This window comes from Brevundimonas sp. FG8 (assembly GCF_057808845.1).
Window position 1 is genome coordinate 234,831 of sequence record NZ_JBMDIU010000001.1, and the last position, 13,096, is coordinate 247,926.

Annotated in this window: 6 protein-coding genes; 3 read left to right on the plus strand and 3 right to left on the minus strand. The window is 69.0% G+C overall.

Translation table 11 applies throughout. The annotated features are described in order from the left end of the window. Positions 1-53: 53 nt before the first annotated feature. The 3 genes from ACODRV_RS01065 (at position 54) to gltB (ending at position 6,813) form a co-directional block, all read left to right on the plus strand. Complete coding sequence (locus ACODRV_RS01065; protein ID WP_488907136.1) at positions 54-734, plus strand: TorF family putative porin; 681 nt, start codon at positions 54-56, stop codon at positions 732-734. 167 nt (positions 735-901) lie between these two features. Beyond that, positions 902-2,335 (plus strand): NAD(P)-dependent oxidoreductase, encoded by a 1,434-nt coding sequence (locus ACODRV_RS01070; RefSeq protein ID WP_488907137.1) that lies wholly within the window; start codon positions 902-904, stop codon positions 2,333-2,335. Then, positions 2,332-6,813 (plus strand): glutamate synthase large subunit, encoded by a 4,482-nt coding sequence (gene gltB / locus ACODRV_RS01075; RefSeq protein WP_488907138.1) that lies wholly within the window; start codon positions 2,332-2,334, stop codon positions 6,811-6,813. Before ACODRV_RS01070 ends, gltB begins: the two co-directional genes overlap by 4 nt. Here gltB and ACODRV_RS01080 read toward each other — a convergent pair. The 3 genes from ACODRV_RS01080 to ACODRV_RS01090 all read right to left on the minus strand — a co-directional run bounded on the left by ACODRV_RS01080 (position 6,810) and on the right by ACODRV_RS01090 (position 13,094). Continuing rightward, positions 6,810-8,270: a S41 family peptidase gene (locus ACODRV_RS01080; RefSeq protein ID WP_488907139.1), complete on the minus strand. Its 1,461-nt coding sequence runs from the start codon at positions 8,268-8,270 to the stop codon at positions 6,810-6,812. The genes gltB and ACODRV_RS01080 overlap by 4 nt on opposite strands. A 145-nt stretch (positions 8,271-8,415) precedes the next feature. Next, positions 8,416-9,858: an efflux transporter outer membrane subunit gene (locus ACODRV_RS01085; RefSeq protein WP_488907140.1), complete on the minus strand. Its 1,443-nt coding sequence runs from the start codon at positions 9,856-9,858 to the stop codon at positions 8,416-8,418. After that, a complete protein-coding gene (locus ACODRV_RS01090) occupies positions 9,858-13,094 on the minus strand; it encodes an efflux RND transporter permease subunit (protein ID WP_488907141.1) in 3,237 nt (1,078 codons plus the stop codon). Before ACODRV_RS01090 ends, ACODRV_RS01085 begins: the two co-directional genes overlap by 1 nt. Positions 13,095-13,096 lie beyond the last annotated feature (2 nt).

The window sequence follows — 13,096 nt, forward strand, 5'->3', positions numbered from 1 at the left end:
CAGTAAGCGTTTGCGTGCCGACCATCGACCGAACAAATTGGGGAACAAGAACAATGAAACTCGCCTATTGCGCCGCGGCCTTCGCCGCCGCCCTGATCGCGACCGGCGCGGCCTCGTCGGCCAGCGCCCAGGATGTCAGCTTCAACGCCGCCGTCACCTCCGACTATGTCTTCCGCGGCTATAGCCAGACGGATGAGGAAGCGGCGATCCAGCTCGGCGTCGACGTCACCTTCGAGTCCGGCTTCTATGCCGGGGCCTGGGCCTCGAATGTGGACTTTGGTGACGACACCGACGCCGAAATCGACATCTACGGCGGCTATCGCACGGAAGCGGGCGGCTTCGGCCTCGACTTCGGGGTGGTCGGCTACCTGTACGTCAACGATCCGTCGGGGTCGGACTACAGCTATGTCGAGCTCAAGGCCGCCGCCTCGCGCGCGGTCGGTCCGGTGACCTTCGGCGGCGCCCTCTACTACTCGCCGGACTTCTTCGGCCTGGATGGGGAGGCGACCTACGTCGAGGCCAACATCGCCTACGCCCCCATCTCCAAGCTGAGCCTCAGCGCGGCGGTCGGCTACCAGTATCTGGACGTCAACGATGACTACAGCACCTGGAACGCCGGGGGCGCCTATTCGATCACCGACAACATCGCGATCGACGTGCGCTACCACGGCACCGAAGTGGACACGCCCCTGTCGGATGACCGCGTCGTCGGAACGCTGAAGTTCCTCTTCTAAAGATCCGGGCGTCCCTTCCGCCCGGCGACCGGCAAGACCTTGCCTCTTTGGCGGGTCTTGCCGGTTTGTATTTTCCGGCGAACAGGATGAATGCGCAAGGACAGCATGGAAATTGCCTGACCTGCCTGAAGCCTCTAGAACTTGTGCAGTTGCGAAGAGGGCTTGCCTTGGCGTCCGTGAACCAGACTTTCGTTGTTGTCCCCAGAACCGGCCCGACCAAGGTGTCGGCGACCGATCGCGTGCACAACCACGCCGAAATTTACGCGGACTTCGCGCCTGACGCGGGCAAGGGGCAAGCGAGCCGCTGCGCCCAGTGCGGCGTGCCCTTCTGTCAGTCCGCCTGTCCGCTCCAGAACAACATTCCCGACTGGCTGCGCCTCGCCGCCGAAGGTCGCGCCGAGGAAGCCTGGCGCCAGTCCGAGGCCACCTCGACCATGCCCGAAATCTGCGGTCGCATCTGCCCGCAGGATCGGCTGTGCGAGGGCTCCTGCACGCTGGAACAGTCGGGCTGGGAGACGGTCACCATCGGTTCGGTCGAGCGCTGGCTCGGCGATCAGGCGTTCGAGAACGGCTGGGTGGATCCGATCCGCCCTCGCACCGAAAAGGGCCAGTCCGTCGGCATCGTCGGCGCCGGCCCGGCGGGGCTGGCGGCGGCCGACCGTCTGCGCAGCGCGGGCTATGCCGTCACCGTCTATGACCGCCACGACCGCGCGGGCGGCCTGCTGACCTACGGCATCCCCGGCTTCAAGCTGGAGAAGCACGTCGTCGGCCGTCGCGTGGATCGCCTGATCGACGGCGGGGTCGCGTTCAAACTCGGCGCCGATGTCGGTGGAAGCCTGCCCTTCGCTGATGTGCGCGCCGCCCATGACGCCGTGCTGGTCGCCACCGGCGTCTATCAGGCCCGCCGCCTGACCGCGCCCGGCTGCGGCTCCGACGGCGTGATCGCGGCGCTGGACTATCTGATCGCCTCGAACCGCAAGGGCTTCGGCGATGCGGTCCCGGCCTATGACGACGGCCCGCTGAACGCGGCGGGCAAGAAGGTCGTGGTCATCGGCGGCGGCGACACCGCCATGGACTGCCTGCGCACCGCCGTGCGTCAGGGCGCCACGTCCGTCACCTGCCTGTATCGCCGCGACCGGGAGAACATGCCGGGCAGCGCGCGCGAGACCGCCAACGCCGAGGAGGAGGGCGTCGTCTTCGAATGGCTGGCCGCGCCCCGCGCCGTGCTGGGCGGCGCCTCGGGCGTCACCGGCGTGCGCGCCCAGCGCATGGCGCTGGCGGCCCAGTCGGCGGACGGCCGCTGGTCGGTCGAGCCGGTGCCGGGCGGCGAGTTCGACGTCGCCGCCGATCTGGTCATCGAGGCTCTGGGCTTCGAGCCGGAAGACATGCCGACCCTGTTCGACGAGCCTGATCTGGCCCTCACCGACTGGCGCACCATCCGCACCGCGGGCCACACCAAGGCCACCACTCTGGAGGGCGTTTTCGCCGCGGGCGACATCGTGCGTGGCGCCTCGCTGGTGGTCTGGGCCGTCCGCGACGGTCAGGACGCCGCCGCCGAAATTGATGCGTGGCTGTCCTCGCAACGGAGGGCTGCCGCGTGACCTTTGACCTGACGAAGTTCGAGGCCGACCGGCAGAAGCTGATCGACGCCCACGCCTATGATCCGGCGTCCGAGCGGGACGCCTGCGGTGTCGGTCTGGTCGCCGCCATCGACGGCAAGCCGCGCCGCGAGGTGGTCGATCTGGCGCTGAAGGCCCTGTCGGCCATCTGGCACCGGGGCGCCGTCGATGCGGACGGCAAGTCGGGCGACGGCGCCGGCATCCTGATCGGTTTGCCGCGCGCCTTCTTCGAGGCCCAGGTCCGCGACGCGGGCCACGAGCCGCGCTCCGGCCCCATCGCCGTCGGCATGATCTTCCTGCCGCGCGTCGATCTGGGCGCGCAGGAGCAGGCCCGCACCATCGTCGAGCGCGAGGTCATGGCCTCCGGCTTCTGGCTGTACGGCTGGCGTCAGGTGCCGCACCGCGCCGAGGTTCTGGGCCAGCGCGCCGCCGCCACCCGCCCGGAGATCGAGCAAATCATGCTGGCCCCGCCCGAGGGGCTTGAGGGCGAGGATCTGGAGCGCGCCCTGTACCTGCTGCGTCGCCGGATCGAGGCCCGCGCCACGGCCGCCGGGCTGCAGCATTTCTACGTCTGCTCCCTGTCGGCGCGGTCGGTGATCTACAAGGGGATGATGCTGGCCGAGGCGCTGGCCGACTTCTATCCCGATCTGGCCGACCCGCGCGTCGAGGCCAATGTCGCCCTGTTCCACCAGCGCTACTCGACCAACACCTTCCCCGAGTGGCGGCTGGCCCAGCCGTTCCGGATGCTGGCCCACAACGGCGAGATCAACACCCTGCGCGGCAACGCCAACTGGATGCGCAGCCACGAGATCCGCATGACCGCCGAGGCCTTCGGCGCCGACGACGAGACGGTCAAGCCGGTGATCCAGCCGGGCGGCTCCGACTCCGCCGCTCTGGACAATGTCTTCGAGGTGCTGGTCCGCGCCGGACGCCCCGCGCCCATGGTTAAGGCCCTGCTGATCCCCGAGGCGCCCATAGAGGGCGTTATCTCCGACGATCACCGCGCGCTGTACGCCTACTGCAACTCGGTCATGGAGCCGTGGGACGGTCCGGCGGCGATCTGCGCCACGGACGGTCGCTGGGTCGTGGCGGGCAAGGACCGCAACGGTCTGCGCCCCCTGCGCGCCGCCGAGACCGTCGATGGCCTGCTGATCTGCGGCTCGGAAGCGGGCATGACCGGCGTGTCCGACGACCGCATCGCGCGTCGCCTGCACATCAACGGCGGTCGCATGATCGCTGTCGATCTCGAAGCCGGGAAGCTGTTCGACGAGACCCAGACCATCGACCGTCTGGCCGCCAAGCATCCCTACCGCGAGTGGCTGTCCAACATGGTCGCGCTCGAGCCGCTGGTCGGTCCCGGCGACGAGCCGCGCAAGCTGCAGGGCGAGACCCTGACCCGCTTCCAGGCCGCGGTCGGCTGGACGCAGGAGGACATCGAATCCCTCCTCGACCCCATGGCCGGCGACGGCAAGGAGGCGGTCGGCTCCATGGGCGACGACACCCCGCCCGCGGTTCTGTCCGAACAGACGCGGCCCTTCGCCCACTATTTCCGTCAGGCTTTCGCACAGGTCACCAACCCGCCCATCGACTCCCTGCGTGAAGCGGGGGCCATGAGCTTGCGGACCCGGTTCAAGAATCTCGGCAACATCCTGGCGCAGGACGAGACCCAGACGCGGGTCTTCGTGCTGGACAGCCCGGTCCTGACCACCGGCATGTACGAGCGGATGCTCGATGTGGTGGGCGCGGGCGCGACCACGGTCATCGACTGCACCTTCCCCACGCCAGCCGAGGGGGATCGCGAGGGCGAGGCCCTGCGCGCCGCTCTGGATCGCATCCGCGATGAAGCCGTCGCGGCGGCGAAGGGCGGAGCCGGGCTGATCGTCCTGACCGACGAACGGGCGGGCGAGGATCGCCCCCTGATCCCGATGATTCTGGCGACCTCGGCGGTGCATGGCCGTCTGGTCGATGCGGGGCTGCGCTCCTACTGCTCGCTGGTGGTGCGCTCGGCCGAGGCGATCGACGCCCACGCCTTCGCGGTGCTGGTCGGCTGTGGGGCCACGGCGGTCAACGCCTGGCTGGCGCAGGAGACTTTCCTCGAACGTCTGGAGAGCGGCCGCTATCCCGGCCTGTCCCTGCGCGACGCCTGCCTGAACCACCGGGCGGCGGTCGAGGCCGGTCTGATGAAGATTCTCGCCAAGAAGGGCATCTCGGTCATCTCCGCCTATCGCGGCGCCTGCGAGTTCGAGGCTCTGGGCCTGTCGCGCGCGCTGGTGGCCGAGTTCTTCCCCGGCATGACCTCGCGCATCTCGGGCGTCGGTCTGGCGGGCATCGAGGAGCAGTCGGTGGCCAAGGCCGCGCGCGGCTTCTCCACCGACCGCGCCCGCCTGCGCATCGGCGGGGCCCACCGCATCCGGGCGGGCGAGGAGACCCACGCCTGGGACGCCGAGATGATCCACCGCCTGCAGGACGCCACCACGCGCGGCGACTACAAGCGGTTCAAGGCCTACAGCCGTCGCGCACGGGAACTGCCCGCCACGGCCCTGCGCGACCTGCTCGACTTCCGCGAGGCGGTCCCGATCGCCATCGACGAGGTCGAGAGCGTCAACGAAATCCGCAAGCGCTTCGTCACCCCCGGCATGTCGCTGGGCGCCCTGTCGCCCGAGGCGCACGAGACGCTGAACATCGCCATGAACCGCATCGGCGCCCGCTCGGTCTCGGGTGAGGGCGGCGAGGACCCGGAGCGCTATCACCCGCGTCCGAACGGCGACAATCCGAACAGCGCGGTCAAGCAGATCGCCTCGGGCCGGTTCGGCGTCACCGCCGAATACCTGAACCAGTGCCGCGAGATCGAGATCAAGGTGGCCCAGGGCGCCAAGCCCGGCGAGGGCGGACAACTGCCCGGCTTCAAGGTCACCGAGTTCATCGCCCGCATGCGTCACTCGACGCCGGGCGTGGGCCTGATCTCGCCGCCACCGCACCACGACATCTATTCGATCGAGGATCTGGCCCAGCTCATCTACGATCTGAAGCAGATCAATCCGGTCGCCCGGGTGACGGTGAAGCTGGTGGCCTCGTCCGGCATCGGGGCTGTGGCCGCGGGCGTGGCCAAGGCCAAGGCCGACATCATTCTGGTCGCGGGCCACAACGGCGGCACCGGCGCCTCGGCCATGGGCTCGATCAAGCACGCGGGCATGCCGTGGGAACTGGGTCTGTCCGAAGCCCATCAGGTGCTCAGCCTGAACGGCCTGCGCGGCCACGTCCGCCTGCGCACGGATGGCGGCATCAAGACCGGGCGCGACGTCGTCGTCGCCGCCATGCTCGGCGCCGAGGAGTACGGCATCGGCACCGCCAGCCTGATCGCGGTCGGCTGCCTGATGGTCCGCCAGTGCCACTCCAACACCTGCCCGGTCGGCGTCTGCGTTCAGGACGAGCGCCTGCGCGCCATGTTCACCGGCACGGCGGACAAGGTGGTCAATCTTTTCAGCTTCATCGCCGAGGAAACGCGCGAGGTTCTGGCCTCGCTCGGCCTGCGCTCGCTGGATGAGGCCGTGGGTCGGACCGATCTGCTCAAGCAGATTTCGCGCGGCAGCGCGCATCTGGACGATCTCGACCTGAACCCCCTGCTGGTGCGGGTGGGCGAGGGCGATGCCCGTCAGGCGCCCGACGCCCCGCGCAATGCGGTGCCGGATGCGCTGGACGCCCGCATCGTTCTTGACGCCGAGCCCTTCCTGGCCCGGCGCGAAAAGATGCAGCTGACCTATTCGGTCGCCAACACCCAGCGGTCGATCGGCACGCGCCTGTCGTCCCACATCGTGCGGACCTACGGTTCCGACCTGCCGGACGGCCACCTGACCCTGAACCTGCGCGGCGCCGGCGGTCAGTCGCTGGCGGCCTGGGGCATGAAGGGGCTGCGGATCATCCTCGATGGCGAGGCCAACGACTATGTCGGCAAGGGCCTGTCGGGCGCCGAGATCATCGTCCGCCCGCCGTCATGGCAGGCGGGCGCGGCGGTCATCGGCAACACCTGCCTGTACGGCGCGACCGGCGGCAAGCTGTTCGCGGCGGGCGCGGCGGGCGAACGCTTCGCCGTCCGCAACTCGGGCGCCACGGCGGTGATCGAGGGCTGCGGCGCGCACGGCTGCGAATACATGACCGGCGGCGCTGTCGTGGTGCTGGGTTCGACCGGCTGGAATTTCGGCGCCGGCATGAGCGGCGGCGAAGCCTTCATCCACGACCCCGAAAGCACCGCCCACCTGCGCCTCAGCGACGCCTCGGTCATAACCGGCGCGGTCATGGGCGAGGCCGGCCAACGCCTGCACGAACTGGTGACCCGTCATGCGGTCGAGACCGGCTCCCCGCTGGCCCGCAAGCTGCTGGAGACCTGGACGGTGGCGGTCACTCACTTCCGCCACATCCTCCCGCGCGAGGAAGCCGCGGCGGTGAAGGCGAAGCGGGCCTAGCGACCCGCCGCCTGCTGCCCCACCCACGCTTTCAGCGCCTCATCGTCCGCCATGACGCCGGGGTAGGGGATGTCCGGCGTGTAGGGGCCGAAGTCGGGCAGGCCGACGGCGACCTTCTGCAGGGTCGAGAAGTCGCGCAGGCCGGACGGCAGGACGATGGTCCGCACCTCCATGTAGCGGCTCGACACATCTGTCGCTTCGCCGACGTGCAGGGCGCCCAGTCGCCGGAACAGGTCGGTGGTCATCAGGCAGGAGCTGAAGCAATGCCGGTCGGTGATCAGGACCACATGGCGGTCGATAGGCGCCCGCGCCGCCTCGTCGGCCAGATCAGCGGTCGCGGCGCAGGCGGGCAGGTCCGGCCAGAAGGCCTGACCATCCGTCAAGGCCGCCTCCATCCCCTCGACCACCTCGGTCATTCTGGCCGCTGTCTCCGGATTGCGGGTCGCCTGACTGTCCCGCAAGGCTTTCAGGGCGGCGGTGTTGTCTGCCGACACGCGCCAGTAGGCGCCCTGACAGTCCGAGCTGCGGCCCTTGGCCTGCCGGACATGATCCGGGCCGAACAGCGTTTCCGCAATGGCGTCGCCGTACCGGGAGTCGCCCCCGCCATTGCCGCGCAGGTCCAGCACCACGACCCGCGCGGTCTTCAGTGAGGCCTCGGCCTCCTGCACCGCCGTCACGACGGCCCCGGCGTTGTTGTCCAGTCCGCTCAGTCGGATCCAGTAGCCGCCGTCCCACGGCGTCAGCGCATAGCCGTCTTCGGCCCGGCTCTGGATGGCCTCGATCCGCTCCTCGACGAAGCTCGCAGGGCCCCGCCCCCAGCGGAAGGTGATCGTCTCGGACGATCCGTCCGTCTTCTCGAACACGCAATGCTCCGGGCGTTTCAGGAAGGGATTGCCGTCGTCGGTCAGCAGCCGCCCCGCCGCCTCCGCCCGTTGCGCTTCGTTCGGTGCGCCCGCCACGAAAGCGGTGATCCGTGCGTCGGCCCAGTGCTCCGCGTCCACGCCGTCGCAGCTCACCAGCCGGGCGTTCTCGATGTCTGGCAGACGCGCCTCGGGCAGCAGCGACCCGACCCGCCACGCCTGTCCCTCACGCTTCAGCAGGATGCCGGTCCAGTACAGGGTCTTTCCATCGACGCGCGGTCGGGACCAGATGTGGCCGTCGGCGAAATCGGCGGCCAGTCCGGCCATCAGGGCGCTGTAGCCCTCGAAGCTGCGCACTTCGGGCAGGCGCTCGTGCACGTGGGTCCTGGCGGCCGTCAGCCGCTGCTGGAAGACGGTGTCGCCCAGTTCGGGCCGCGCGCCGGGATGGTTGTCGGTGATCAGGCGCAGGGCCGCCGCGCTGTCCGCCTCGGCCATCTGGCGCCAAAGGCCAGCACTTTCGGAGGCTGTGTCCTGCGCCTGCGCGGGCATTCCCGTCAGGGCCATTGCAGCCGCCAGCGCCGTAAGCGTTCTCACCATCTCTGTCCCCCGTCCACGTGGGGCCTTGATGGGGCAGTGCGCCCGGCGGGACCAGTTAAACTGCGGTAAGGACGAGGTTCCGACCATGAAAAAGGGGAGGCCGTTTCCAGCCTCCCCTTCGTCATTTCAGCCTGGACCGGAGGCCTCAGCTTTCGGTCTCCCATCCGCCCGCCAGCGCCTTGAACAGGGCGATCTGGTAGGTGGTGACCTGGGCGTTCGAGGCGGCCAGCTGGGCGTCGGCGGCGGCCAGCGTCCGCTCCGCGTCCAGCACCGTCAGGAAGCTGTCGGCGCCGGCGTTGAAGCGCAGGCGCGACAGGCGGGCGGCGTTGGCGGCCTGATCCCGCGCCGACTGCAGGGCCGACCGGCGGTCCAGCTCGTTGGCGTAGTTGGCCAGAGCCGTCTCCGTCTCCTGCAGGGCGACCAGCACCGTCTGGTCGAACGTCGCCAGTGCGGCGTCCGAACCGGCCGAGGCCTGTTCGATGCGCGCGCGGGCGGCGAACACGTTCGGGAACGACCAGCTGATCAGCGGACCGACCGAGAAGCGGAAGTTCTCGCTGTCGCCCAGACCGCTGCCGTCCAGCGACGTCGCGCCGGCCGAACCGCCCAGGGTGATGCGCGGGAACAGGTCCGCGGTCGCCACATTCACCCGCGCCGCCGCGGCGGACAGGTTGCGTTCGGCCTGACGGATGTCAGGACGACGGGCCAGCAGGGCCGCACCGTCGCCGACCGGGATCGGCCGGCTCAGTTGCGGCGGGGTCATGCAGGCGCGGGCCGCCGTGCTGGCTTCCGCCGGGGTGCGCCCGGTCAGGGTGGCCAGACGGAACAGGGCGCCGTCGCGCTGGGCCCGCAAGGGCGGCAGGCTCGAACGGGTCGATTCCAGCGACGAGCGGGCCCGGGCGACGTCCAGTCCGTTGCCCGAACCGGCGTCCAGCAGACCTTGCGTCAGGCGGACGGTGTCCGACTGCAGCTCGATGGTCCGCTCCGCCACGGCGATCTGGGCGTTGGCCGAGCAGGTGTCGGCATAGGCCCGGGCCGTTTCCGCCGCGACCGTGACCCGGACGATGTCCAGAGCGGCCTCGGCGGCGGCGGCGTCCGCGCGGGCGGCGCGGATGGTCGACTCGACCCGGCCGAACAGATCGACCTCGTAGGAGACGTCCAGACCGGCCGTATAGGTGTCCACGTCGGGCGCGTTCTCGCCGGGCGGGAGCGTCCCCGCCGGCAGGGTCGCGGCCGAGGCGCGGCTGTTGGTGTAGCCGGCCGAGGTCGTCGTCGTCGGGAAGCGGCCGACACGCGCCTCGCCCAGCGCCGCGCGGACGCGACGCAGGTTGGCGGCGGCGGCCTCAAGCTCGTTGTTCTCGGTCAGCGCCTGCTGGACCAGACCGTCGAGGGTCGGGTCGTTGTACAGGCGCCACCAGTCGTTGCGAGCCGAAGAAGTCGAGACCGCCGGTGAGGCGGTCCCGATGAAGGCGCCCGACGCTGAGGGGGGAAGGGTAGCGTCAGGCGCCTTCGGCCCGACCGCGCACGACGCCAGCAGGAGGCTGGCCCCGGCGGTTGCGGTCAGGAACCGGAGAGAGGGTCGAACAGTCATCAGGCGTCTCCCGAGCGGACGGTCGCGGTGTCCGCGTCTTGCGGGGGAAGGGGGGTGGGCGCTTCCTTGGTCGTCTTCGGCGCGCCCGGCAGCCTGGAGGCCACCCAGCGCATGACGACGTAGAAGACCGGCGTGAAGATCAGACCGAAGAAGGTCACGCCCAGCATGCCGGAGAAGACGGCGGTGCCCAGCGACTGACGCATCTCCGCGCCCGGACCCGTGGCCAGCATCAGCGGCACGACGCCGAAGATGAAGGCGAACGAGGTCATCAGGATCGGGCGCAGACGGGTCTGGGCGGCGCGCACTGCGGCATCCCAGCGGTTCATGCCCTCGTCCTCGGCCTGCTTGGCGAACTCCACGATCAGAATGGCGTTCTTGGCGGCCAGGGCGATCAGCACCACCAGTCCGATCTGGACCAGGATGTTGTTGTCCAGACCCCGCAGGTTGACCCCCAGGATCGCGGCCAGAAGACACATCGGGACGATGAGCACGACCGCCATCGGCAGGGTGAAGGCCTCATACTGCGCGGCCAGCACAAGGAAGACGAAGACCACGGCCATCATGAAGATCATGGTCGCGCCGCCCGACGCCTGCTTCTCCTGCAGGGCCAGACCGGTCCACTCGTAAGAGAAGCCCGGCGGCAGGGTGGCTTCGGCCAGTTTCTCCATTTCGGAGATGGCCTGACCGGACGACACGCCCGCCGCCGCCTGACCTTGCAGCTCGGCTGCCGGGAACAGGTTGTAGCGGACGATACGCGACGGACCGGAGTCCTCCCGCAGGTTAGCCACCGAGCCGATCGGCACCATGGCGCCCGAGGCGGAGCGGGTCTTCAGGTTGGCGATGTCCGCCATGTCGTCACGCGACGTCGGCTCCGCCTGCGCCGTCACCCGGAAGGTGCGACCCAGGAAGTTGAAGTCGTTGACGTAGGACGAACCCAGATAGACGCTCAGGGTGTCGAACACAGCCGACGGCTGCACGCCCATCATCAGCGCCTTGTCACGGTCGACGTCGGCGGCGATGCGCGGCGAACCGGTGTTGTAGGTCGAGAAGACCTGCTGCACCTGATCCGGCGCCTGGGCGGCGGCGCCCATCATGGCGAAGGTCGAGCCTTCCAGCGCGCGATAACCCGCGCCGGAGGTGTCCTGCACCATCATCTGGAAGCCGTTGCCGTTGCCCAGACCCTGAACCGCGGGCGGGGCGATGACGAAGATCTGCGCGTCCTCGATGCCCATGGTGGCGCCGGTGATGGCCCCCGCCAGGGCGGCCGCGCTCTGCTCGGCCGTCTTGCGATCATCGAAGGCGTTCAGGCGGACGAAGATGGTCGCCGCGTTGGAGCCGAACGAGAAGCTGGTGCCGTCCAGACCGGCGAAAGCCACCATGCCCTCGACGCCCTCGGTCGACTTGATGATGTCCGAGGCGCGCTTCATCACGGCTTCGGTGCGGTCCAGCGACGAACCCGGCGGCAGTTGCACGACGCCGATCAGGAAGCCCTGATCCTGCTCCGGGATGAAGCCGGACGGGGTGTCGACCAGACGCCAGGCGGTCAGGCCCAGCAGACCGACATAGATCACCAGCACGATGCCGACGGTGCGCACGAGGCGGGCCGTCAGGCGACCGTACTTGTCCGACAGCCAGTCGAAGCCTTCGTTGAACTTACGACCGGCGAAGCCGACGTAGTAGACGATGGAGCCCCACAGACCCGGCTTGCGGTGGTGGTCATGTTCCTTGTGCGGCTTCAGCAGCAGCGCGGCCATGGCCGGCGACAGCGTCAGCGACACCAGCAGCGACACGACCGAGGCGGTCGTGATGACGATGGCGAACTCGCGGTAGAAGATACCCGGGATGCCCGGCACGAACATGGTCGGCACGAACACCGAGACCAGCACCAGACCGATCGAGATCAGGGCGCCCGACACTTCCTGCATGGAGCGGTAGGCCGCCTCCTTGGGAGACAGTCCCTCGCGGATGTAGCGTTCCACGTTCTCGACCACGACGATGGCGTCATCGACGACGATGCCGACCGCGAGGACGAGGGCGAACAGGCTCAGCGAGTTGATCGAATAGCCCAGCAGCATCTGGACGGCGAAGGTCGCTACCAGCGCCACTGGGATGGCCACGATCGGAATGATGGCCGCGCGCCAGGTCTGCAGGAAGACCAGCACCACGAGCACCACCAGGATGACCGCTTCGAACAGGGTGTGCTGCACGGACTCGACCGAAGCCGCGACGAACTCCGTCGGGTTGTAGGCGACCGAGATCGCCATGCCCTGCGGCAGTTCCGCCTTGAAGGCCTCGACCTCGGCCATGACGCGGTCAGCGGTGCCCAGCGCATTGGCGCCCGGTTGCTGCACGATGGCGATGCCGACGCCCTGCTGGCCGTCGAAGAAGCCCTTGATGCCGTAGTCCTGGGCGCCGAGTTCGACACGGGCGACGTCACGAACGCGGGTCACACGGCCTTCGGCGTCCGTCTTGATGACGATGTTTCCGAACTCGCCGGGATCGCTCAGACGGCCCTGGACCTGCACCGGCAGCTGGAAGGCCGCGGCGTTGGTGGGGAAGGGCGGCTGACCGATGGAACCGGCGGCGGCCTGGACGTTCTGGGCTTGCAGGGCGGCGACGATGTCCGGACCGGTCAGGTCGCGCGCGGCGGCCTTGGCCGGGTCGATCCAGACCCGCATCGAGTAGTTGCCGCCGCCGAAGATCGAGACGTTGCCGACCCCCTCGATCCGCAACAGGCGGTCCCGCAGCGTCGAGTTGGCGTAGTTGCCGACGTAGTCGTTATCCAGCGACCGGTCCGGGGACGTGAGCCCCAGGATCATCAGGAAGCCCGACTCCTGCTTGTTCACGGTCACGCCGATCTGGCGCACCTGAGCAGGCAATCTCGGCTCCGCCAGCGCCACGCGGTTCTGAACCAGAACCTGCGCGGCATCCAGATCGGTGCCCGGGTTGAAGGTCACGGTGATCGCCACCGTCCCGTCCGATGTGGACGAGGATGACAGGTACAACATGCCCTCGACCCCGTTGACCTCCTGCTCGATCGGGGCGGAGACGGTCTCCGCCACGGTCTCTGCCGAGGCACCCGGATAGGCGGTGTTGATGGTGATGGTGGGCGGCGCGATCTCCGGATACTGCGACAGAGGCAGCAGCGGATACGCGAACACCCCGATCAGGGTGATGAACACCGAGATCACGGCCGCGAAGATCGGCCTGTCGATGAAGAAGCGTGAGATGTTCATTG

Bases quoted from the DNA above. Each gene is read 5' to 3' on its own strand.
- ACODRV_RS01085 (WP_488907140.1), bottom strand. From the start codon at position 9,858: ATGACTGTTCGACCCTCTCTCCGGTTCCTGACCGCAACCGCCGGGGCC.
- ACODRV_RS01090 (WP_488907141.1), bottom strand. From the start codon at position 13,094: ATGAACATCTCACGCTTCTTCATCGACAGGCCGATCTTCGCGGCCGTG.
- ACODRV_RS01065 (WP_488907136.1), top strand. From the start codon at position 54: ATGAAACTCGCCTATTGCGCCGCGGCCTTCGCCGCCGCCCTGATCGCG.
- ACODRV_RS01080 (WP_488907139.1), bottom strand. From the start codon at position 8,270: ATGGTGAGAACGCTTACGGCGCTGGCGGCTGCAATGGCCCTGACGGGA.